The 23,075-nt window shown below is 68.9% G+C and carries 21 protein-coding genes; 20 read left to right on the top strand and 1 reads right to left on the bottom strand.

Annotation, left to right across the window (positions count from 1 at the left end; all coding sequences use genetic code 11):
* Nucleotides 1-81: 81 nt before the first annotated feature.
* From argS to thrB, 5 genes are read left to right on the top strand one after another with little or no spacing between them, the layout of a single operon-like run.
* Nucleotides 82-1,734 carry an arginine--tRNA ligase gene (gene argS, locus A6048_RS09995; protein WP_107747324.1) on the top strand — a complete coding sequence of 551 codons (1,653 nt, stop codon included), beginning with the start codon at nucleotides 82-84 and terminating at the stop codon, nucleotides 1,732-1,734.
* Entirely contained in the window at nucleotides 1,731-3,149 is a 1,419-nt protein-coding gene (gene lysA, locus A6048_RS09990; RefSeq protein ID WP_107747325.1) for a diaminopimelate decarboxylase, read from the top strand. The genes argS and lysA overlap by 4 nt, the downstream gene beginning before the upstream one ends.
* The gene (locus A6048_RS09985) at nucleotides 3,146-4,498 is read left to right on the top strand and encodes a homoserine dehydrogenase (RefSeq protein ID WP_107747326.1); all 1,353 of its coding nucleotides are present in this window, start codon (nucleotides 3,146-3,148) and stop codon (nucleotides 4,496-4,498) included. The genes lysA and A6048_RS09985 overlap by 4 nt, the downstream gene beginning before the upstream one ends.
* Nucleotides 4,495-5,577, top strand: a complete 1,083-nt coding sequence (thrC, locus tag A6048_RS09980) for a threonine synthase (RefSeq protein WP_107747327.1) — start codon at nucleotides 4,495-4,497, stop codon at nucleotides 5,575-5,577. Before A6048_RS09985 ends, thrC begins: the two co-directional genes overlap by 4 nt.
* Nucleotides 5,574-6,536 (top strand): homoserine kinase, encoded by a 963-nt coding sequence (gene thrB, locus A6048_RS09975; RefSeq protein ID WP_107747328.1) that lies wholly within the window; start codon nucleotides 5,574-5,576, stop codon nucleotides 6,534-6,536. The genes thrC and thrB overlap by 4 nt, the downstream gene beginning before the upstream one ends.
* A gap of 23 nt (nucleotides 6,537-6,559) precedes the next feature.
* Here the strand turns inward: thrB and A6048_RS09970 are convergent, their stop codons facing one another.
* Nucleotides 6,560-8,230, bottom strand: a complete 1,671-nt coding sequence (locus tag A6048_RS09970; protein WP_107747329.1) for an AMP-binding protein — start codon at nucleotides 8,228-8,230, stop codon at nucleotides 6,560-6,562.
* Nucleotides 8,231-8,702: 472 nt separating this feature from the next.
* Between A6048_RS09970 and rho the strand changes: the two genes are divergently transcribed.
* From rho to A6048_RS09895, 15 genes are all read left to right on the top strand, one after another.
* A complete protein-coding gene (rho, locus tag A6048_RS09965; protein WP_108835167.1) occupies nucleotides 8,703-10,850 on the top strand; it encodes a transcription termination factor Rho in 2,148 nt (715 codons plus the stop codon).
* On the top strand, nucleotides 10,847-11,932 hold the full coding sequence (gene prfA / locus A6048_RS09960) for a peptide chain release factor 1 (protein ID WP_107747331.1): 1,086 nt from the start codon (nucleotides 10,847-10,849) through the stop codon (nucleotides 11,930-11,932). The genes rho and prfA overlap by 4 nt, the downstream gene beginning before the upstream one ends.
* A gap of 3 nt (nucleotides 11,933-11,935) precedes the next feature.
* Nucleotides 11,936-12,874, top strand: a complete 939-nt coding sequence (gene prmC, locus A6048_RS09955) for a peptide chain release factor N(5)-glutamine methyltransferase (protein WP_107747332.1) — start codon at nucleotides 11,936-11,938, stop codon at nucleotides 12,872-12,874.
* Nucleotides 12,871-13,524 (top strand): L-threonylcarbamoyladenylate synthase, encoded by a 654-nt coding sequence (locus tag A6048_RS09950; protein WP_107747333.1) that lies wholly within the window; start codon nucleotides 12,871-12,873, stop codon nucleotides 13,522-13,524. The genes prmC and A6048_RS09950 overlap by 4 nt, the downstream gene beginning before the upstream one ends.
* 15 nt (nucleotides 13,525-13,539) lie before the next feature.
* The gene (locus tag A6048_RS09945) at nucleotides 13,540-14,700 is read left to right on the top strand and encodes a glycosyltransferase family 4 protein (protein ID WP_107747334.1); all 1,161 of its coding nucleotides are present in this window, start codon (nucleotides 13,540-13,542) and stop codon (nucleotides 14,698-14,700) included.
* Nucleotides 14,701-14,710: 10 nt separating this feature from the next.
* Nucleotides 14,711-15,157: a Cg1360 family ATP-synthase-associated protein gene (locus A6048_RS09940; RefSeq protein WP_107747335.1), complete on the top strand. Its 447-nt coding sequence runs from the start codon at nucleotides 14,711-14,713 to the stop codon at nucleotides 15,155-15,157.
* A gap of 202 nt (nucleotides 15,158-15,359) precedes the next feature.
* Nucleotides 15,360-16,151, top strand: a complete 792-nt coding sequence (gene atpB, locus A6048_RS09935; protein WP_107747336.1) for a F0F1 ATP synthase subunit A — start codon at nucleotides 15,360-15,362, stop codon at nucleotides 16,149-16,151.
* Between the two features lie 100 nt (nucleotides 16,152-16,251).
* A complete protein-coding gene (locus A6048_RS09930; protein WP_107747337.1) occupies nucleotides 16,252-16,491 on the top strand; it encodes an ATP synthase F0 subunit C in 240 nt (79 codons plus the stop codon).
* A 31-nt stretch (nucleotides 16,492-16,522) separates the two neighbouring features.
* Nucleotides 16,523-17,098, top strand: coding sequence for a F0F1 ATP synthase subunit B (locus A6048_RS09925; RefSeq protein WP_107747338.1), 576 nt, complete (start codon nucleotides 16,523-16,525; stop codon nucleotides 17,096-17,098).
* A gap of 14 nt (nucleotides 17,099-17,112) precedes the next feature.
* Nucleotides 17,113-17,931 (top strand): F0F1 ATP synthase subunit delta, encoded by an 819-nt coding sequence (locus tag A6048_RS09920; RefSeq protein ID WP_107747339.1) that lies wholly within the window; start codon nucleotides 17,113-17,115, stop codon nucleotides 17,929-17,931.
* A 104-nt stretch (nucleotides 17,932-18,035) separates the two neighbouring features.
* Nucleotides 18,036-19,676: a F0F1 ATP synthase subunit alpha gene (gene atpA, locus A6048_RS09915; RefSeq protein ID WP_107747340.1), complete on the top strand. Its 1,641-nt coding sequence runs from the start codon at nucleotides 18,036-18,038 to the stop codon at nucleotides 19,674-19,676.
* 54 nt (nucleotides 19,677-19,730) lie between these two features.
* Nucleotides 19,731-20,717, top strand: coding sequence for a F0F1 ATP synthase subunit gamma (locus A6048_RS09910; RefSeq protein ID WP_107747341.1), 987 nt, complete (start codon nucleotides 19,731-19,733; stop codon nucleotides 20,715-20,717).
* A gap of 3 nt (nucleotides 20,718-20,720) precedes the next feature.
* Entirely contained in the window at nucleotides 20,721-22,169 is a 1,449-nt protein-coding gene (gene atpD, locus A6048_RS09905) for a F0F1 ATP synthase subunit beta (RefSeq protein ID WP_107747342.1), read from the top strand.
* Between the two features lie 9 nt (nucleotides 22,170-22,178).
* On the top strand, nucleotides 22,179-22,550 hold the full coding sequence (locus A6048_RS09900) for a F0F1 ATP synthase subunit epsilon (RefSeq protein WP_107747343.1): 372 nt from the start codon (nucleotides 22,179-22,181) through the stop codon (nucleotides 22,548-22,550).
* A gap of 59 nt (nucleotides 22,551-22,609) precedes the next feature.
* Complete coding sequence (locus A6048_RS09895; protein ID WP_107747344.1) at nucleotides 22,610-23,059, top strand: DUF2550 family protein; 450 nt, start codon at nucleotides 22,610-22,612, stop codon at nucleotides 23,057-23,059.
* Nucleotides 23,060-23,075: the final 16 nt, after the last annotated feature.

Genomic DNA, 23,075 nt, shown 5'->3' with positions numbered 1-23,075 from the left:
GGCCCCGAACGGTCCGTCGGTTCAGGGGCGGGGAGGTGTCCGATTCCCCTGCCGACGTGCTGACACCTAGGATAGGAAGACGTGACTCCCGCCGACCTCGCCGCCGTCATCCGTGCCGCACTCATCACCGTTCTCACCGAGCGCGGAGCCGACATCTCGGTGGTGCCGGACACGGTGACCGTCGAACGTCCACGCAACCCGGAACACGGCGACTACGCGACCAACGTCGCTCTGCAGTTGGCCAAGAAGGTCGGAGCCGCCCCGCGAGAGCTGGCGCAGGAGATCGCCACCGCGCTCGCCGCGGATCCCGGCGTGGCGTCGGCGGACATCGCCGGCCCCGGGTTCCTCAACATCCGCCTCGACTCCGGGGCGCAGGGGTCGCTGGTGGCCTCGGTCATCGAGCAGGGCGAGGCGTACGGCACCGGGGACGCGATGGCCGGTCGACGCGTGAACCTCGAGTTCGTCTCCGCCAACCCGACCGGCCCCATCCACCTGGGTGGTACCCGCTGGGCGGCGGTCGGTGACGCCCTCGGGCGCGTCCTGGAGGCCTCCGGCGCAGCTGTCACCCGGGAGTACTACTTCAACGACCACGGCGCCCAGATCGACCGCTTCAGCAGGTCGCTGGCCGCCGCCGCCCGAGGCGAGGCGACGCCCGAGGACGGATACGCAGGTGCGTACATCGAGGACATCGCCGCCCGGGTCGTCGCTGATCACCCGGATGTCCTCGAGCAGCCCGAGGCCGAGGCGCTCGAGACGTTCCGCGCCGAGGGTGTCGACCTGATGTTCACCCACATCAAGGCCTCGCTCGCGGAGTTCGGGACGGTCTTCGACGTCTACACCCACGAGAACTCGATGTTCACCTCCGGAGCCGTCGACCGGGCGATCGAGGTCCTCAAGGGCAACGGGAACCTGTACGAGTCCGAGGGGGCCTGGTGGCTGCGCTCGACGGACTTCGGGGACGACAAGGACCGCGTGGTCCTCAAGTCCGACGGCAACGCGGCGTATATCGCGGGTGATATCGCCTACTTCCTGGACAAGCGGGACCGCGGATTCGACCTGTGCATCTACATGCTCGGCGCCGATCATCACGGCTACATCGCGCGGCTCAAGGCTGCGGCAGCGGCGCTGGGAGACGATCCCGCGACGATCGAGGTCCTCATCGGTCAGATGGTGAGCCTCGTGAGGGAGGGCGTCCCGGTCAAGATGAGCAAGCGCGCCGGAACCGTCATCACGCTCGACGACCTGGTGGATGCGATCGGGGTCGACGCCGCGCGGTATGCGCTCATCCGCTCCTCGGTGGATCAGACCATGGACATCGACCTGCAGTTGTGGACCTCGGCGACCAACGACAACCCGGTCTTCTACGTGCAGTACGCGCACGCTCGACTGTGCTCCCTGGCCCGCAACGCCGCCGACCTGGGCGTCACGACGGACGCCGCCGACCTCGCACTCCTGGTCGAGGACCGGGAGGGCGCGCTCATCCGGACCATCGGAGAGTTCCCCAGGGTCGTGGCGAGCGCGGCCGAACTCCGTGAGCCGCATCGTGTCGCCCGGTATCTGGAGGAGCTCGCCGGCGCCTATCACCGCTTCTACGACACCTGTCGTGTCCTGCCCATGGGCGACGAGGAGGCAGGGCCCCTCCATGCCGCGCGTCTCGCGCTGAGCTCGGCCACCCGACAGACCCTGGCCAACGGACTGCGACTGATCGGCGTCACCGCCCCGGAGAAGATGTGAGCGCGCACCCGGCCGGTTCGCGGCACGAGTTCCCGCACGCCCCCGGGATCGGCGAGCGTCCCACCGACGCGGGTGGCGTGATGGCCCTGGACCCGGCTGTCTGGCCGCGCGGTGCGGGCCGACGCGACGACGGCGTGGTGGAGTTCGCAGGGGTCGCGGCGGACGAGCTGGCGGCCGAGTTCGGCACCCCGCTGTTCGTGATCGACGAGGAGGACTTCCGTTCCCGCTGCCGAGAGATGGCGGCGGCCTTCGGCGGCGCCGACAGGGTGCACTACGCCTCCAAGGCGTTCCTGTGCACCGAGGTGGCGCGCTGGGTGGCGGAGGAGGGGTTGAGCCTGGACGTCGCCTCCGGCGGCGAACTCGCGGTGGCCCTGCGCGCCGGCTTCCCGCCGGCTCGGATCACGGTGCACGGCAACAACAAGTCCGCCGACGAACTCCGGCTCGCCGTGCGCAGCGGTGTGGGGCACGTGGTCCTCGATTCCATGTCCGAGATCGCGTTGCTCGACCGCATCGCCGCCGAGGAGGGCGTGGTCCAGGACGTCTTCATCCGGGTGACGGTGGGCGTCGAGGCGCACACCCACGAGTTCATCGCCACGGCCCACGAGGACCAGAAGTTCGGGTTCTCCCTCGCTGGCGGGGCGGCCATGGCGGCCGTCCGCGGGGTGTTCGAGGCACCGCACATCCGGCTCACCGGCCTGCACAGCCACATCGGTTCCCAGATCTTCGACGTCGACGGCTTCGAACTCGCGGCGCGTCGCGTGATCGGTCTCCTGCGCGACATCGTCGACGAGTTCGGTGTGGAACGCACGGCCCAGCTGGACCACCTGGACCTGGGAGGCGGGCTGGGCATCAGCTACGTCCCGTCCGACGACCCGCCTCCGGTGGCGCAACTGGCCACCGCGCTGACGGAGATCGTCGACGGCTTCTCGCGGGACGTCGGACTCGCGCCTCCCACGCTGGTGGTCGAACCCGGTCGCGCGATCGCCGGCCCCGGCACGGTCACTCTCTACGAGGTCGGCGTGGTCAAGGACGTGGAACTCGCCGGTGGGGAGAGCCGCCGCTACATCAGCGTCGACGGTGGGATGAGCGACAACATCCGGACGGCGCTGTACGACGCCGAGTATGACGCCCGATTGGTGGGCCGCGCCTCGTCTGCCGAGCCCGTGGTCGCGAGACTGGTGGGAAAGCACTGCGAGAGCGGCGACGTGGTGGTGCGTGACCTGTGGATGCCCGAGGACGTAGGGGCGGGAGACCTGGTGGCCGTCGCGGCGACGGGCGCGTACTGCTATTCGATGTCGAGCCGGTACAACCTGATCGGGCGTCCGGCGGTGGTCGCGGTCCGTGACGGACGGGCACGCCTGGTGCTGCGACGTGAAACCCTTGACGATCTGACGAGCCTGGAGGTGGGACAGTGAGCGACGCAACGGCGTCAGGCGTGCGACCCGTGGGAGTGGCGGTGCTCGGAATGGGCACCGTCGGCACCGAGGTCATCCGCTACATGACGGAGAACGCGGAGGCGCTGGCCGCCCGCATCGGAGCCCCCCTGGCTCTGCGTGGAGTCGCGGTCCGCGATCTGACCCGCGACCGCGGGGTGGACCCCGAGCTCCTCACGGCGGACCCGGCGTCGCTCGTCTCGCGGGAGGACGTCGATGTCGTCGTCGAACTGATGGGCGGCATCGACGTGCCCCGGCCCCTCCTCCTGGAGGCACTCCGCCACGGCAAGGCCGTGGTCACCGCCAACAAGGCGCTGTTGGCCGAATACACCGACGAGCTGGCGGAGGCCGCGGACTCGACCCGCACCGACCTGTACTTCGAGGCGGCCGTGGCCGGTGCGATCCCGGTGATCGGACCCCTGCGTCGTTCCATGGCGGGCGACCAGGTGGAGCGGGTCCTCGGGATCGTCAACGGCACCACCAACTACATCCTCTCCGCGATGGGGTCCACGGGCGCCGACTACGCGGAGACCCTCGCGGAGGCATCCAGGCTCGGATACGCGGAGGCCGACCCGACGGCCGACGTCGAGGGCTACGATGCGGCGGCCAAGGCCGCGATCCTCGCCTCGATCGCGTTCCACAGTCGCGTGACCGCAGGCGACGTCTACCGGGAGGGGATCTCCAGGATCTCGCCCGACGACTTCGCCTCGGCCCGCGACATGGACTGCACGATCAAGCTCCTCGCGATCTGCGAGAAGTTGCAGCGGGAGGACGGGACCGAGGCTGTGTCGGCTCGCGTGTACCCGGCGTTGCTTCCCAACACCCATCCACTCGCGACCGTCAACGGCGCCTTCAACGCTGTCGTGGTGGAGGCGGAGGCGGCCGGTCGGCTCATGTTCTACGGCCAGGGAGCCGGCGGTTCCCCCACCGCGTCCGCCGTCCTCGGCGACATGGTCGCCGCGGCGCGCAACAAGGTGGACTCGGGCCGCGCGCCCGGCGAATCGACCTACGCGGCCCTCCCGGTGGCCTCCATGGACGAGGTCTCCACCCGATACCACGTGCGGATGCGAGTGGCGGACAAGCCCGGTGTGCTGGCGCTGGTCGCCGCCGAGTTCTCGCGCCACGGGGTGTCCATCGCGCAGGTCCGCCAGACCGAGGTCGAGTTCCCCGAGTCGGAGATGGACGACGCCGAGCCCACCGCCGAGCTCACCGTCCTGACCCACCGGGCATCCGAGCGCGCACTGGCCGACACGGTCGCCGCGCTCTCCGACCAGGACGCGGTCTCGGTCATCACCAGCGTCATCCGACTCGAGGGAGTGGACACCGAATGAGCAGCACCCACCAGCCCGTGCACCATCGCTGGCCCGGCCTCATCGAGGCCTACCGCGACCGGCTACCGATCGGGGACACCTGGGAGCCGGTGACGCTCTTCGAGGGCGGTACCCCACTCCTCCCGGCGCCCTACCTCTCCGAGGTCACCGGGTGCGAGGTCTACCTCAAGGTCGAGGGTCTCAACCCGACGGGGTCGTTCAAGGACCGTGGCATGACCATGGCCGTCACCGACGCCAGGGCGCGGGGACAGAAGGCCGTGCTGTGTGCCTCGACCGGCAACACCTCCGCCTCGGCGGCCGCCTACGCGACCCGCGCGGGCATGGGCTGCGCCGTCCTCATCCCGCAGGGCAAGATCGCGGCGGGCAAGCTGGCGCAGGCGGTCATGCACGGTGCCACGATCATCCAGGTCGACGGCAACTTCGACGACTGCCTGGAGTTGGCGCGCAAGACCACCGCGACCTACGCGGAGATCGGTCTGGTCAACTCGGTCAACCCGGTGCGGATCGAGGGCCAGAAGACCGCCGCGTTCGAGATCGTCGACGTGCTCGGGCGGGCTCCCGACCTGCACTTCCTCCCGGTCGGCAACGCGGGCAACATCACCGCGTACTGGAAGGGGTACAGCGAGTACCACGCTGACGGGATCATCTCGGCGCGCCCCCGGATGATGGGTGTCCAGGCGGCGGGCGCGGCGCCCCTCGTGGACGGCGCACCGGTCAAGAACCCGGAGACCATCGCCACCGCTATCCGGATCGGCGCCCCGGCGTCGTGGGACGGCGCCGTGACCGCACGCGACGAGTCGGGTGGCACGTTCCGCAAGCGCACGGACGAGCAGATCCTCGAGGCCTACCGCACCGTCGCGGGCAAGGACGGCGTGTACGTGGAGCCGGCCTCGGCGGCGTCAGTCGCAGGGCTCCTCGACGCGCACGCCAACGGAGAGCTCGAGGCCGGTCAGACGATCGTCTGTACGGTCACCGGCAACGGACTCAAGGACCCTGACACCGCGCTGCTGGGCATGCCCGAGGTCGAGGCCATCCCGGTGGATCCGTCGGCCGTCGCCGGCGCACTCGGGCTGGAATGAGCGACGTGATCGGCTCCGGTCCCGAGGTGTTCGGCAGCTCAGGGGGACGCATCCTGCCGGTCGGGCGGTCGGTGACCGTCGAGGTGCCCGCGTCCAGCGCCAACCTCGGGCCGGGTTTCGACGCCCTCGGTGTGGCCCTGGGTCTGTACGACACCATCACGGTGACCACGATCGGGTCGGGGCTCGAGCTCGAGGTGTCGGGGGAGGGTGCCGGCCAGGTTCCCGCGGACGCCTCACACCTCGTGGCCAAGGCCGTGGAGGCGGGCCTGCGGGCCGGCGGAGCGGGTGCCCCCGGGGTCAGGATCACCTGCACCAACGCGATTCCGCACTCGCGGGGTCTCGGTTCCTCGGCGTCCGCCGCGGTCGGGGGGCTGGTCGCGGCGAACGGTCTCATGGGCCTCGTGCTGACCGACGAGCACCTGGTGCAGCTCGCGAGCGAATTCGAGGGGCATCCCGACAACGCGGCGGCGAGCGTCCTCGGTGGCGTCGTGGTCTCGTGGACCGAGAGATCCGCGACCGCCGTGACCTACAGGGCGGTCCGCATGGATGTCGATCCGACGATCGTCGCCACCGTGCTGGTGCCGGCGGAGACCTCCTCGACAGCCCAGACCCGTGGACTGCTGCCGGAGATGGTCCCCCACGAGGACGCGGCTTTCAACGCCAGTCGCGCCGCACTGATGTCGGTGGCGCTGGCCTCGCACCCGGAATTCCTCCTGGCCGCGACCGAGGACCGGCTACACCAGTCCTACCGGGCCCCGGCACTCGTCGGCACCACAGAGTGGATCGGCCGGCTACGGGACCGCGGACTCGCAGCGACCGTCTCCGGAGCGGGCCCGACCGTACTCGTACTGGGCACCTCCGATCTCCCGGCGGACCTGCGCGGGGACGCCGAGGACCAGGGATGGCAGGTCCTGGATCTTCAGATCGCGGAGGGTGCCCGCGTTCTCACCGGGGAGTGAGTTCCGCGCCACGGAGGTGAGGGTCAGCTGGTGGCACCCGGCGAGATCGTGGTGACCCGGTACGCCCCGTCGGCGTGTAGCGAACGGATCGCCCGCTTGTCGTACTTTCCCACCGACGTACGGGGGATGTCGTCGACGAACGCCCAGTGGTCCGGTCGCTTCCACAGTTCGACATGCCCGTCCAACGCCTCCCACAGCGCACGCGCGGTAGCCGTTGCGCCGGGCTTGAGGTGGACCAGGACCAGGGGTCTGTTGCCCCACCGTTCGTCCGGTACCCCGATCACCGCGGCGTCCGCCACCCGCTCTTCCCGCAGAACGGCGTGTTCGAGTTCCACCGAGGAGATCAACTCGCCCCCCGAGGCGATGATGTCGTCCACCCGGTCCACCACGTCGAGGTAGCCCCTGGGGGAGATGGTGGCCATGTCACCGGTGCGCAACCAGCCGTCGACGAACCGGTCGGTCGCCTCGTCGCCCAGATAGCGTGCGGTGACCCACGGACCCCTGATCTGCAGTTCGCCGACGGACCAGCCGTCATTCGGCAGTATCCTCCCGGCCTCGACGACCCGTGCCTCGACACCGGCGGGAAACCTGCCCTGCCCGAGGATCTGAGCCCGTCTGTGGGTAGCGGACGAGTGGGGGTCGGCGCGGGCGAAGGTGGCGATCGGGCTCGATTCGGTGAGGCCGTAGGCCTGCATGATGGTGACCCCGTGACGTGTGACGAAGGCGTCGAAGAGAGCCTCGGGAACGGGGGAGCCACCGACCAGGACCTCGCCCAGGTGGCCGAGTGGTTGCGGGTTGGTCTCCAGGCGTCGCAGGAGCCGCTGGAGCGAGGCGGGTGTGGTCGCGACCTTGTTGGGTCGGAACGTTGCCAGCAGTTCGGCCAGGTCGCGTCCGGTGTGCATGGCCTGACCCGGTCGCGGCCGAGCAGTGATGAGGCTCGCGCCGGTCATGAAGGCGGCGTAGGGCAGCCCCCAGGACAGCACGTGGTACATCGGCACCGTCGTCAGGACCGTGTCACCGCTCCGCAGCGCAGCACTCTCGGCCATGCACATCTCCATCGAGTGCAGCCAGATCGACCGGTGGGTGAAAGCCACGGCCTTGGACAGGCCGGTGGTACCTGAGGTGTACGCGAGCGCGGCGGCGGTGCGTTCGTCCAGTTCGGGCCAGGGGTAGGTGGTGGGTCGCCCGTCGAGGAGTGCTTCGAGAGCGTGGAACTCGACGTCGTGATCGTCCCCGGAGTGGTCGACGATGTGCCCGGGGACGTGACTGTCGAAGACGACGAGATGGCGCACGTGCTCCAGATCGGCGACCACCTCGAGCGCGACAGACATCAACTCGGGATCGACCAGCAGCACGGACACGTCGTTGTCGCGGAGTGCCGCCAGGAGGAAGGACCGTGATCGGAGGATGTTGACCGCGAGTACGACAGCACCCATCGACGGGATCGCGAACAGCGACTCCACGACCTCCGTGCGGCTGCCGGACAGGACGGCCACGACGTCGCCGTCGCCCACACCGAGATCAGCGAGGGCGTGGGCCGTCGCGGCGGCCCTGGCGGCGACCACATCGAACCGAGTGGTCCGCGGCTGCATGTCACCCACGAAACCGGTGACGGTGGAGCTGGCGTGGCGTTCTGCGGCGTGCTCGAGGATTCGGGAGACGAGTAACGGGGTGTCGAGCATCGTTCCGAACATGGGACCTCCCTCCGCGTGGCCGCAGTGGGCTGTAGGTTACCGCCCGCCGGCGAAGATGCGGACACGGCCGGTGGGACTCGCGAGGGGGACGCGCGTGGAAATGGACAACGGGTAGTATGCTTGCCGAAGCCACGGACGCCCGGTCGTCCCCGCATCCCGAGACATCTCCAGTTCGCTGACCGCCTTCGCGGTCGGTAGCTCGCGAGCCGGTCCCGGCGGGAGCGGCCGAACGGCGAGTGGTCAATTGGGATTGTCGTGCCCGTGAGTGGTTCTCGTCCGTAGTCGTCGGTCAACATCGAGTCGGCCCGGTGGGTATCACCTCGTGTACATCCCCCTCAGACGAATCCGTGTCCGGCCAGTTCGCCGCCACGGAAGGCCTCAGCGGCCACCCGGGACGCCCGTCCGCGTCCCGGACAGATGCTCGGTGCGAGGCGGTTGACACCGCCCCGGCCCGGGCCCAGAAAGGACACCCGTGACCTCGACGGAAACCCACTCCACGCCGCCGCAGGGTGCTGCATTGGCAGCAATGCGCCTGGCGGACCTCAAGACCCTGGCCCAGCAGATGGGCCTCAAGGGTCTGTCCGGCAAGCGCAAGGGCGATCTCGTTGCGATGATCGACGCCGCTCGTGGCGGGAAAGCGCCGGCCGCCCAGTCCGCGCCCGCCGCGACGCCGGAGAGTGCCCCCCAGCCCGACGCGCAGAAGCCCACGCGCGGCCAGCAGGCCAGGCGCGAGCCCGGGAACCCGGACGAGGGCGGTCGCCGCGACGACGAGCAGCATCGCGAGGAGGGCCGGAGTCGCGGTGACGGCGAGACCCGCGACGAGAGTCAGAATCGTGGTGACGGCCAGAACCAGGGCGACCGGAACCGTCGTGAGGACGGCCCGCGCAGCGGTGGTCAGGGCCAGAACCAGGGTCAGGGCCAGAACCAGGGGAACCGGCAGCGTCGGGGCGGGCAGAACCGCGACGACCAGGCCTCAGGTCAGCAGGAACAGGCTCAGCAGGGCGGGCGCACGCGCGACCAGCAGTCCGGTGACCAGCAGAACCGCGACCAGCAGGGCGGGCGCACGCGCGACCAGCAGTCCGGTGACCAGCAGAACCGCGACCAGCAGGGCGGGCGCACGCGCGACCAGCAGTCCGGTGACCAGCAGAACCGCGACCAGCAGGGCGGGCGCAGCCGCAACCGCGATCAGCAGTCCGGTGACTCGGGCAATCCGCGCAACCAGGGCAACCAGGGGAACCAGGGCAACCAGGGCGGAGACAACGGCCCGCGGGGCGACGGCCAGAACCGTGACGACGACGACGGGAGCGGCCGTGGTCGTCGGAGCCGTCGCCGGCGCGAGCGCAACCGTGGTGGTGGCGGTGGCCGTCCGCAGGAGGGCGAGACCGAGGTGCGGGACGACGACGTCCTCCAGCCGGTCGCCGGAATCCTCGACGTGCTGGACAACTACGCGTTCGTGCGCACTTCCGGCTACCTCGCGGGTTCGAACGACGTCTACGTCTCGATGAACATGATCCGCAAGTACGGCCTCCGTCGTGGCGACGCGATCGTCGGCGCGGTCAAGATGCCGCGAGACGGTCAGACCGACGGCCAGATGGACGGGCCGGGCGGCGGGCAGGGTGGCGGCCGAGGCGGCGGGCAGGGCGGCCAGGGTGGCAAGAACCGCGCGAAGTTCAACCCGCTGGTCCGGATCGACTCGGTCAACGGTGGTCCCCTCGAGGATGTCCGGAACCGTCCGGAGTTCGGCAAGCTCACGCCGCTCTACCCCAACCAACGGTTGCGCCTGGAGACCGAGAAGAACATCATCTCGACCCGCGTGATCGACCTGATCATGCCGATCGGCAAGGGCCAGCGTGCGCTGATCGTCTCCCCGCCCAAGGCGGGCAAGACCACGATCCTGCAGAACATCGCCAACTCGATCGCGATCAACAACCCGGAATGCCACCTCATGGTCGTGCTCGTCGACGAGCGGCCGGAGGAGGTCACCGACATGCAGCGATCGGTCAAGGGTGAGGTCATCGCCTCGACCTTCGACCGTCCGCCGTCGGACCACACCCAGGTCGCGGAGCTCGCGATCGAGCGGGCGAAGCGTCTGGTGGAGATGGGGCAGGACGTCGTGGTCCTCCTGGACTCCATCACCCGCCTCGGTCGCGCCTACAACAACTCCTCGCCCGCCTCGGGGCGCATCCTGTCCGGTGGCGTCGACTCCACGGCGCTGTACCCGCCCAAGCGGTTCCTGGGCGCGGCGCGCAATATCGAGAACGGTGGGTCCCTGACGATCATCTCCACCGCGATGGTCGAGACCGGGTCCGCCGGCGACACCGTGATCTTCGAGGAGTTCAAGGGCACCGGCAACGCGGAACTCAAGTTGGACCGGCGCATCGCCGAGCGGCGTGTGTTCCCCGCGGTCGACGTGGGCCCCTCGGGTACGCGCAAGGAAGAGCTGCTGATGACGCCCGAGGAGGCCAGCGTCATGCACAAGTTGCGCCGGGTGTTGTCGGGCCTCGACTCGCACCAGGCCATCGACCTCCTCATGTCGCAGCTGCGCAAGACCAACACCAACTACGAGTTCCTGTTGCAGGTGGCAAAGACGACTCCGACCCTGCCGCAGGACGAGGAGTGACAGACGCGCCGGGGCGTTCGCCGTCCTCGGTCGACGACGTCCTCTCCGAGTACGGGGGCCTCGAGGCGCAACTGTCGGATCCGGCGCTCCACGAGGACCCGGCGGCCGCGCGCAGGGTGGGGAAGCGCTTCGCCGAACTGACCCCCGTGGTGCAGTGCTACCGCGCACTGGAGTCGACGCGGGGCGACCTGTCCGCCGCGCGTGAACTGGCTCGTGACGACTCGTCGTTCGCCGAGGAGGCCGAGCGGCTGTCGTCCGAGGCCACACAACTGGAGTCGCGGTTGGCGGATCTGTTGGCGCCGCGGGATCCCCACGACGCGGACGACGTGCTCATGGAGATCAAATCGGGTGAGGGCGGCGAGGAGTCCGCACTGTTCGCCGCGGACCTGGCCCGCATGTACACCCGGTACGCGGAGAAGCACGGGTGGGTGGTCGAGGTCCTCGGGGTGACCGAGTCAGATCTGGGCGGCTACAAGGACGCCTCGTTCTCCATCCGGTCCCGGCAGCCCTCGCGCGACGGCGTGTGGTCGCGCCTGAAGTTCGAGGGCGGTGTCCACCGGGTCCAGCGTGTCCCGGTGACCGAGTCCCAGGGACGGGTCCACACCTCCGCGGCCGGCGTGCTGGTGTTCCCGGAGCCGGAGGATGTCGGTCCGGTGGAAATCGACGAGTCGGACCTGCGGATCGACGTCTACCGGTCCTCCGGCAAGGGCGGCCAGGGCGTCAACACCACCGACTCGGCGGTGCGGATCACGCACCTGCCCACCGGTACGGTCGTCACGTGTCAGAACGAACGTAGTCAGCTGCAGAACAAGCAACGCGCCCTGGAGGTCCTCGCGGTCCGGCTCCAGGCGGCGGCCGAGGAGGCCGCGAGCTCGGAGGCATCTGAAGGAAGGGCCACGCAGGTCCGCACGGTGGACCGTTCGGAGCGGATCCGCACGTACAACTTCCCGGAGAACCGGATCGCGGATCACCGCGTCGGATTCAAGGCGCACAATCTCGACGCCGTGCTCGACGGGGACCTCGACGCGGTTTTGGACGCCCTGGCAGTCGAGGACCGCCGCAGGCGAATGGAAGACGCGTAGGCCGTGGACTCCCGCCCCGTCCCGGCGTCCGGGGTCGTGAGGTCGGCCGCGCGCGAGCTGCAGGCCGCCGGAATCGACTCGGCATTAGTAGAGGCGCAGTTGATCTGCGCGCACGTCCTGGGTGTCGACCGCTCGGCGCTCCCGCTGTCCGAGGGGCTGGACCCGACCGGGGTCGCCGAGGTCGAGCGGATCGTCTCCGCCCGCGGCCGTGACCGCACCCCCCTCCAGTACCTGCTGGGCCGGGCGGTGTCGGGCCGTCTCGATCTCGCCGTGGGCCCGGGAGTCTTCATCCCCAGGCCGGAGACCGAGCTCCTCGTGGAGAACACACTCGGCGCTCTGCCCGCACCCGGTGGGGCCCCGGGGCCGGTCGTGGTGGATCTCTGCGCGGGGAGTGGGACCCTCGCGCTCGAGATCGCCCACGCCAGGCCCGATGCACGGGTCCACGCGGTGGAACTCCACGAACAGGCTCTCGGGTGGCTCCGGCGGAACGCCACCGAGCGGGCCGCTGCGGGGGACACGCCTGTCGAGGTCCACGAGGGGGACGCCACGGCCCCCGACCTCCTGGTGGACATGCGGGGCGGGGTCGACGCGGTCGTGTCCAACCCGCCGTACATCCCGCAGTCCCACGAGCTCCCCGAGGACGTACTCGGGCACGAGCCGCCGACCGCGCTGTTCGGGGGAGACGACGGCCTCGCCGTCATCAGGCCGCTCGTGGATGTCGCGGCCGGACTCCTGGCCCCGGGAGGGCACCTGGCGGTGGAGCACGACGACACGACAGGCGCCGCCGTCGCGGCGGTGGTCTCGGCCCAGGGATGCTTCGGTAACGTGGAACAGCACACCGACCTCGCCGGACGTCCGCGGTTCGTCACCGCGACGAGACTCGACGATCATCCCGACGACGACGAGGTCGACTCGACAGCCCGGAAGGGGATCAGCCGGTGACCATCACCTACGACTGCACCGAGGACACCGGCCGGGAGGTCGGCCTCAGTTCCGCGGCGGGCGCACTGCGTGCGGGTCGGCTCGTCGTGACCCCCACGGACACGCTCTACGGCATCGCCGCCGACGCCTTCGACCCGGACGCGGTCACCCTCCTCCTCTCGGCCAAGCGTCGCGGACCGGACATGCCCGTGCCCGTCCTGGTGGGCTCATGGGAGACCATCGACGGGTTGGTCGTGAGCACACCGGCGATCGCGCGAGACCTCATTCGTGCCTTCTGGCCCGGGGGTCTGAGCCTCATCGTGCACCAGGCGCCGTCCCTCAACTGGAACCTGGGACAGACCAGGGGCACCGTGATGCTCCGGATGCCGCTGCACCCCGTCGCGATAGAGCTGCTTCGCGAGGTCGGGCCCCTCGCAGTCTCCAGTGCCAACGTCTCCGGTCAGCCTCCGGCCACGACTGTCGCGCAGGCGCGTGAGCAGCTGGGCGACTCCGTGGCGGTGTACCTCGACGGAGGCCCCTGCGCGGTCGGTGAGCCGTCGACGATCGTCGACCTCACCGGACCGGCGCCCCGCATCGTCCGGGAGGGGGCCGTGAGCGCGGAGCGTGTCGGGGAGGTCCTGGGGACGGACCCCGCGACCCTGCGCGGCTGACCGGGTGGTCTGATAGTGGGAATAGGGGTGCCGTTCCGCGAGCTCCTGCTCATCGCGGTCACGGCCGGCCTGGTCACGTTTGTCGTCACGGGCCTGGTCAGGGGAGTGGCGCCGGCCATCGGTGGCCTCGCCTATCCCCGCGACCGGGACGTGCACGTGGTGCCGACGCCCCGCCTCGGCGGGGTCGGCATCTTCACCGGCATGCTGGTCGCGGTCTACCTGTCCGCACAACTACCGGCACTCAACCGGGCGTTCCCGCCCTTCGCCCCGGACGTGGAGGCGACGATCATCGCCGGCGGGGTGATCGTGCTGGTCGGGATCGTCGACGACATCCTCGGCCTCGGTGCGGTCACCAAACTCGCCGGTCAGGCTGCAGCAGCCGGCGTACTGGTGGCGATGGGCGTGTCATGGACCCTGGTGTACATCCCCTTCGGGGACGGCAACATCCTCGTCCTGGACCAGCTCCAGGCGGGACTGCTCACGGTGGTCTTCACCCTGACCATCGTCAACGCGATGAACTTCGTCGACGGCCTCGACGGTCTCGCCGCCGGGCTCGGTGCCATCGCGGCCATCGCGATCTGCGTGTTCTCCGTCGGGATAATGCTCGACCAGGGCGGCACGGTCGGCGCGTACCCCCCGGCACTCGTCACCGCGGTCCTCGCCGGGGCGCTACTGGGTTTCCTGCCGCACAACTTCCAACCGGCCCGCATCTTCATGGGGGATTCGGGCTCGATGCTGATCGGTCTGGTCCTCGCCGCGGCCTCCACCAGCGCCTCCGGGAAGATCTCGCAGAGCCTGTACGGGCCGCAGGAGATGATCGTCCTGCTCTCGCCCATGATCGTGGTGGCGGCCGCGATGTTCGTCCCGATGCTGGACCTGGTGATGGCGGTGATCCGTCGGGTCGGTGCCGGCCGGAGCCCGTTCGCCCCCGACAAGATGCACCTCCACCACCGCCTGCTCGACCTCGGGCATTCCCACCGCCGGGTCGCCCTGGTCATCTACGCATGGGTGTCGCTCATCGCCTTCGGGGCCGTCGGGGCCACCATGCTCCCGACGGAGGTGATCGTGCCGCTCGCCGCCGCCGGACTCATCTCGGTCCTCGCCGCCACCCTGGTCCCGCGTCTGAGGAGTTCCCGCGGCCAGCGCGACACGAGTGGTCCGAGGGGCTCCCGCTAGGCTGCTCGCCATGACGGACATCCCCGCGACACCCGCGCAGCCCGCCGAGAGCCCACATACGGCAGGACTCCGTAAGGCGGTGCGGCTCGGCGCTCTCGCACTCGCCGTACTCGCCGTGATCAGTGCGGCGGCATGGACCGCGATCGACGGTACGCCCGGGTTGTGGGGCGCTCTGATGGGCGCCGCGGTGGGCGGGGCGTTCGTGCTCACCACGGCGATCGTGGTCATCGCCACGGCCCACTCGGCGCCGCAGACGACCGCGGCCGTCGTGCTGGGGACCTGGCTCGTCAAACTCCTCGCCGCCATGGGCATCGTGGCAGTGCTCTCCGAATTCGACTTCTACTCGCGGCCCGCCTTCGCCGTCACGGTCATCGCCGCGCTGATCGTGGTGCTGGCGGGGGAGACGTGGGCCGTTCTCAAGACCCGGGCTCCGTACGTGGAGCCCACCGGCCCCTGACAGGTCCCCCTGTGACCCCGCACCGAGACCAGGGTGTTATTCTCAACCGCGGTGAGACCAGCACGTCATCGGGCCGCGACACGGCCCGAGGCATTCGCGCGGAATCCCGACACGGCCGCGAAGACCGGGCCACTCGTACCGAACGCGCTCGGGCGCATGTCGCCCAACACGACCAGGGGAGAACACACTGAGTACCACGCTTCTGGCCTTCAAGGGCGAGTTTCATCCCCCGAGCATTGACTACGAGTTCTTCCCGGCCGATCAGTGGTTGACCGGATTCGCCGGCGACGCCTTCGTCCTGGACCGGCTCATGATCGTCCGGTTGCTCATGACGGTCGTCCTGCTCGGTTTGTTCATGTTCGCCATGCGGAACCCCAGGCTCGTGCCCCGGGGTATGCAGAATGTGGCGGAAGTGTTCCTGGACTTCGTCCGGGTCCACATCTCGGAGGAGATCCTCGGCAAGGAGCAGGGACGTCGTTTCCTGCCGATCATCGCCACGATCTTCTTCTCGGTGGTCGCGATGAACCTGCCAGCGATCATCCCGGGGCTCAACATCTCACCGAACGCCAGGATCGGCTTCCCGCTGGTGCTGGCGCTCCTGGGATACGTGACCTTCATCTACGCCGGGTCCAAGCGGTACGGATTCGCCAAGTTCGTCAAGGCGAGCGTGGTCATCCCCAACCTGCCCCCCGCGCTGCACCTGCTGGTCGTCCCGATCGAGTTGGTGTCGACGTTCATCCTCCGTCCGGCCACGCTGACCATCCGACTCATGGCCAACATGCTGGCCGGGCACCTCATCCTCGTCCTGCTCTTCAGCGCCACGAACTTCTTCTTCTGGCAGTTCAACGGGTGGTCGCTGATCGCGGTGGGCACCTCGCTGCTGTCGGTCGCCTTCACGCTGTTCGAGCTTCTGGTGATCTTCCTCCAGGCGTACATCTTCGCGCTGCTCGTCGCGGTCTACATCGACCTCGCGCTCCACGCGGAGAGCCACTAGAACCCGGGCCGTCAGGCCTGACACGACCACCTGTCAACCCGACAAATCACGTCCGACCGGTGCGGGAGAGCCCGCACCGGCCATCTGAAAGGGAATACCCATGGACATCGTCACTCTCGCCCAGGCCACCGAATCGACCGTGAGCGGTTACGGCGCGATCGGCTACGGCCTCGCCGCCATCGGCCCCGGCATCGGCATCGGCATCCTCGTCGGCAAGACCGTCGAGGGCATGGCCCGCCAGCCCGAGATGGCCGGCACCCTCCGTACCACGATGTTCCTCGGTATCGCCTTCACCGAGGCGCTCGCCCTGATCGGTATCGTCGCCGGCTTCCTGTTCTGATCGACGACCACCGACCTCGTAGGGACGCACCATGAACAACGTCATCGCCATCTTGGCGGCCGAGGGTGGAGAATCACTCCCCCTGGAGGACAGCCCCAACCCGCTGATTCCTCCGCTGTATGACATCGTCTGGTCGCTCATCCCGCTCGCCGTCATCCTGTGGCTCTTCTGGAAGTTCATCCTTCCGAAGTTCCAGCAGGTGCTCGACGAGCGTTCGGAGCGCATCGAAGGCGGTCTGCGTCGAGCCGAGCAGACCCAGGCCGAGGCGAAGGAGGAGCTGGCCAAGTACAAGGCCCAGCTCGCCGAGGCGCGCAGCGAAGCGGCCAAGATCCGCGACGACGCGCGAGCCCAGGGTCAGCAGATCCTGGCGGACATGAAGACCGAGGCGCAGGCGGAGAGCGAACGCATCGTCACCGCCGGCAACCAGCAACTCGCGGCGCAGCGCCAGCAGATCATCGCGGAGCTCCGCAGTGACCTCGGTCGTCAGTCGGTGGATCTCGCCGAGCGGCTCATGGGTGAGCAGCTGTCGGATCCGGTCCGGCGTTCGGGCACCATCGATCGCTTTCTGGCAGACCTCGACCGGGTCCCCGGCGCGGGCAAGAACTAAGGGAAGTGGAGCCGATGCACGCAGCGAGTCGCGAAGCGCTCGACCAGACCCGGAGCGCACTGGAGCAGACCCTGGCGGCGAACCCGTCCGGGGGAGCCACCGGCGCGAAGGTGGGCCAGGAACTCTTCCAGGTCGTGGGCGTCCTCGAGGACAACCGCGCCCTCCGGGTGTCCGTGGCCGACACCGCGGCCCCGGTGGAGGCCCGACAGGACCTGGTCCGTGGGGTGTTCGGGTGGAAGGTCGACCAGACCACCCTCGATCTGCTCCTCGCTGCGGTGTCCCGGGACTGGTCCACCCCGCGTGAGTTGCGGGAGGGACTCATCCTGCTCGGCCGCGAGGCGCTCCTCCGGTCGGCGGACCAGCAGGGTCAGCTGCAGGCGGTCGAGGACGAGTTGTTCAGGCTCGGCCGCATCGTCGCCGGCGATCCCCAGTTCGAGCAGCTCCTGGCGGACCGGACCGCGGATGCGGGCGCCAAGCGGGGTCTGCTCGCCGAGGTCCTGTACGGCAAGGTCACCGCGGTGACCGAGGCACTCGCCTCCCAGGCCGTGGACCGCCCGTCCGGTATGCCCGCGGACGACTTCATGGAGATCTCCATCCAGGCCGCGGAGTTGCGCGGCCGTTCCGTGGCTGTCGTGACCAGCGCGGAGCCGTTGACCGAGCAGCAGTCGGATGACCTCAGGGGCCGTCTGACGTCGCTGTACGGGCGGGAGATCGCCATCCACAACGACGTCGATCAGGCACTGTTGGGCGGCGTGGTCGTCCGGGTCGGTGACGAGATCATCGACGGTAGCGTGGCAGGGCGGCTCGACGCGATGCGTCGTTCCCTCCGCTGACCGGCTGGTCCGGCACAAGACGAGCTGCGACTCGGCCGTGTTCCAGCGGTAGTGGCTCAGGAAACACCCATAAAGCACATCCCGACTTTGAGAGCAGGAATGACATGGCGGAGTTGACGATCTCCTCCGAAGAGATCCGCAGCGCGATTGCGAACTACACCTCGACCGTTTCGACCGACGCGACGAAGGAGGAGGTCGGCGTCGTCGTCGATACCGGTGACGGCATCGCGCACATCAGCGGACTCCCTTCGGCGATGGCCAACGAGCTGCTGGAGTTCCCCGGCGGGATCCTCGGTGTCGCTCTGAACCTCGAGGACCGCGAGATCGGTGCGGTCATCCTCGGCAACTTCGACGAGATCGCCCAGGGTCAGGAGGTGCGCCGTACCGGGAACGTCCTCTCCGTGCCCGTCGGCGACGGCTTCCTCGGCCGTGTCGTCAACCCGCTCGGCAAGCCCATCGACGGCCTCGGTGACATCGAGTCCGCCGGGACCCGCGCCCTGGAGCTGCAGGCACCGTCCGTGCTGGAGCGTCAGCCGGTCGAGGAGCCGATGCAGACCGGCATCAAGGCCATCGACGCCATGACGCCGATCGGGCGCGGACAGCGTCAGCTCATCATCGGCGACCGCAAGACCGGCAAGACCGCGGTCTGCATCGACGCCATCCTCAACCAGAAGGCCAACTGGGAGTCGGGCGACAAGACCAAGCAGCTCCGTTGCATCTACGTCGCGATCGGCCAGAAGGGCTCCACCATCGCGGGCGTCAAGGCGACGCTCGAGGAGAACGGCGCGATGGAGTACACCACCATCGTGGCGGCCCCGGCCTCCGACTCCGCCGGCTTCAAGTGGCTGGCGCCGTTCACCGGTTCGGCAATCGGTCAGCACTGGATGTACGAGGGCGCGCACGTCCTCGTGGTGTTCGACGACCTGTCCAAGCAGGCCGACGCCTACCGTGCGATCTCGCTGCTGCTGCGCCGCCCGCCGGGTCGCGAGGCCTACCCGGGTGACGTCTTCTACCTTCACTCCCGGTTGCTCGAGCGGTGTGCCAAGCTCTCCGACGAGATGGGCGGCGGTTCGTTGACTGGTCTGCCGATCATCGAGACCAAGGCCAACGACGTCTCGGCGTTCATCCCGACCAACGTCATCTCCATCACCGACGGCCAGGTCTTCCTCGAGTCCGACCTGTTCAACCGCGGTGTCCGCCCCGCGGTCAACGTCGGTATCTCCGTCTCCCGAGTCGGTGGCGCGGCCCAGACCAAGGGCATGAAGAAGGTCTCCGGTTCGCTGCGTCTCGACCTCGCCGCGTACCGCGACCTCGAGTCCTTCGCGACCTTCGCGTCCGATCTCGACGCCGCGTCCAAGGCGCAGCTCGAGCGTGGACAGCGACTGGTCGAGATCCTCAAGCAGGACCAGAACTCGCCGGTGGCCGTCGAGGACCAGATCGTCTCGATCTACCTCGCCGGCGAGGGCTTCTACGACACCGTGCCCGTCGAGGACGTCCGTCGGTTCGAGGGCGAGCTGCTCGAGAGCCTGCGGCACTCCGCTGCCGACGTCTACAGCCAGATCGACGGCGGGGCGGCGCTCTCCGACGAGTCCAAGGCGACGCTCGAGGCCAAGACCAACGAGTTCAAGGAGGGCTTCGTCGCCTCCGACGGTTCGCGGGTGGTCAACGAGCCCGAGGCCGAGGCGCTCTCGGAGGACGAGATCGACCGTGAGACGCTGACGGTCACCAAGAAGAAGAAGGCCTGAGGCCTGCGATGACAGCCATCCGAGTCAAGGCCGAGAGGAGAGTGATCTGACGCAATGGCGAACATGCGTGAACTGCGCGACCGGATCAAGTCGGTCAATTCGACCAAGAAGATCACCAAGGCCCAGGAGCTGATCGCCACCTCGCAGATCTCCAAGGCCCAGGCGAGGGTCGCGGCGGCCCAGCCGTTCGCCGATCAGATCACCGCCATCCTGACCGACCTCGCCAGTGCGTCGTCGGTTCAGCACCGGATGCTCAACGAGCCGGAGGACGCCAGGCGTTCCGCCGTGCTCGTGGTGACCTCGGACCGCGGGATGTGTGGTGGCTACAACCACAACGTCCTCAAGGAGGCCGCCGAGCTCATCGCGTTCCTCGAGGACGCCGGCCGCGAGGTCGACATCTACGTGCTGGGCAACAAGGGCATCGTGTACTACACGTTCCGCGAGGTGGAACTCGCCGGTTCGTGGCAGGGACACTCCCAGAAGCCCGACTACCAGGAGGCCCGTCCGGCCTTCCAGCTGCTGTCCGCCGCCTTCGCGGCCGGCGGCGAGGAGACGTTCGACGCGACGGAGTTCCTCGGGAGCGACTACCCCGGGGACACCACCCGCAAGGGCGTCGACGAGGTCCACATCGTCTACACCCAGTTCAAGTCGATGCTCACGCAGACCCCGCGTGCGCGGCGACTGGCCCCGATCGAGACCCGCGTCGAGATCGAGGAGCTGGATCTGGGCGAGGATTACATGGATTCGCCGGAGACGGAGTTCAAGCCGGAGGTCACCTTCGAGCCCGATGCGGACACTCTGCTCGACAACCTCCTCCCGAGGTACATGTCGACGAGGGCGTTCGCGTCGCTGCTCGAGTCGGCGGCGTCGGAGTCTGCGGCACGCCGCACGGCAATGAAGTCGGCGACGGACAACGCGACCGAACTGGTGGAAGGCCTGAGCCGCGAGGCCAACCAGGCCCGCCAGGCACAGATCACCCAGGAAATCAGCGAGATTGTCGGTGGCGCTGGTGCGCTCGCCGCTAGCGCAGGAAGTGACTAAGCAATGACCACAGCTGTTACCGATCAGAGCACGACGGGCACGGCCGGTCTCACCGGTCGGGTCGCCCGCGTCCTGGGTGCGGTCGTCGACGTGGAATTCCCGCGTGGCGCCCTCCCGGCCCTCTTCAACGCACTCACCACCGAGATCACCCTCGAGGCCGTCGCCAAGACGGTCACCTTCGAGGTCGCCCAGCACCTCGGCGACAACATGGTGCGCTGCATCTCCATGCAGTCCACCGACGGACTCGTCCGCGGCGCGGAGGTCGTCGACTCGGGCAAGCCGATCTCGGTGCCCGTCGGCGACGTCGTCAAGGGCCACGTCTTCAACGCCCTCGGCGACTGCCTCGACGCCCCCGGCACCGGCCGGGACGGCGAGCAGTGGGGTATCCACCGCGAGCCGCCCGCCTTCGACCAGCTCGAGGGCAAGACCGAGATCCTCGAGACCGGTGTGAAGGTCATCGACCTCCTCACCCCGTATGTCAAGGGTGGCAAGATCGGCCTCTTCGGTGGTGCCGGTGTCGGCAAGACCGTGCTGATCCAGGAGATGATCACCCGTATCGCCCGGGAGTTCTCCGGTACGTCGGTGTTCGCCGGCGTCGGCGAGCGCACCCGTGAGGGCACGGACCTGTTCCTCGAGATGGAGGAGATGGGCGTCCTCCAGGACACCGCCCTGGTGTTCGGCCAGATGGACGAGCCGCCGGGGACGCGTATGCGCGTCGCGCTCTCGGCTCTGACCATGGCCGAGTACTTCCGTGACGTGCAGGGCCAGGACGTCCTGCTGTTCGTGGACAACATCTTCCGCTTCACGCAGGCGGGTTCCGAGGTCTCGACCCTGCTCGGTCGTATGCCGTCCGCCGTCGGTTACCAGCCGACCCTCGCGGACGAGATGGGCATGCTGCAGGAGCGGATCACCTCGACACGGGGTCGGTCCATCACCTCGCTCCAGGCGATCTACGTCCCCGCCGACGACTACACCGACCCGGCGCCCGCCACCACGTTCGCCCACCTCGACGCCACGACGGAGCTCTCCCGCTCCATCGCGTCGAAGGGCATCTACCCGGCCGTGGACCCGCTCACCTCGACCTCCCGGATCCTCGAGCCGGGCATCGTGGGCGAGGAGCACTACCGCGTGGCGCAGCAGGTCATCCAGATCCTGCAGAAGTACAAGGAGCTGCAGGACATCATCGCCATCCTCGGCATGGACGAGCTCTCCGAGGAGGACAAGGTCACGGTTCAGCGTGCCCGTCGCCTCGAGCGCTTCCTCGGCCAGAACTTCCTGGTCGCCGAGAAGTTCACCGGGCAGGTCGGGTCGGTCGTCCCTCTGTCGGACACCATCGAGGCGTTCGACAAGCTGTGCAAGGGCGAGCTGGACCACCTCCCGGAGCAGGCGTTCAACGGTATCGGCGGTCTGGACGACGTCGAGGCGGCCGCCAAGAAGCTCTCGGGGAAGTGACCGCTGACCATGGCTGACATCGAGGTCGAGTTCGTCACGGTCGAGCGTCGTTTCTGGTCCGGTACCGCCACCATGGTGGTCGCCAAGACCACGGAGGGCGAGATCGGTATCCAATCCGGACACGAGCCGCTGCTCGGCGAGCTCGATGCCGGTGGCACCGTGACGGTCTACACGGACGAGGGCAAGAAGGTCGCCGCGGTGCAGGGCGGGTTCCTCTCCGTGACGGCGAACAAGGTCAGCATCCTCGGCGAGACCGCGGAGTGGTCGGACTCCATCGACCGCGCCGAGGCCGAGCGCGCGCTGTCCGAGGCAGGGGACGACCAGGCGGCTGCCGCAGCCGCACGGGGTCGCCTCCGCGCGGTCGAGAAGGCCGGCGCCTAGCAGTACGGAACGGTCCGCCCGTGACCTGACGGCCGCGGCCACCGGAAGGGGTTGAGCAGATGGCGATCACCGGGATCATTCTCGGTGTCGTGGTGCTGCTCGTCCTCGCCCCGGTGGTCGCGGCCGTCGTCTATCGACTGGTGGTCGTGCGCAGGGACTCCACCTCGGTCCTGGTCAAACGGAACGGGGGAGACGCGTGGCGTCACGGAGCCGTCCGCTACTCCGACACCGACCTGGCGTTCTACCGGTTGTTGAGCGTGAGGTTCGGGGCTGACGTCCGTCTCGACCGCACAAGCCTCGAGTTGGGTCCCCGTCGTCAGCCGACGGGGCACGAACTCGACGTCGCCGAGTCGGGGGAGCTCATCGTGTCCTTCTCCGGCCACGATCGCAGGGGTGGGATCAGGGAGGGCGAGATCTGCGTGGGGCCCGCCGAGCTGACCGCACTGCTGGCGTGGGTGGAGGCCTGCTCGACCGATCAGGTCCGCTCTCCGGCCCGCCGTCGGCGCTGACAGCCCTACAGGGCCC

Origin of the sequence: Dietzia psychralcaliphila, from assembly GCF_003096095.1 — a bacterium.
Classification (GTDB): domain Bacteria; phylum Actinomycetota; class Actinomycetes; order Mycobacteriales; family Mycobacteriaceae; genus Dietzia; species Dietzia psychralcaliphila.
Note: the sequence above shows the minus strand (reverse complement) of the source record. Positions and strands in the feature narration are given on the sequence as shown.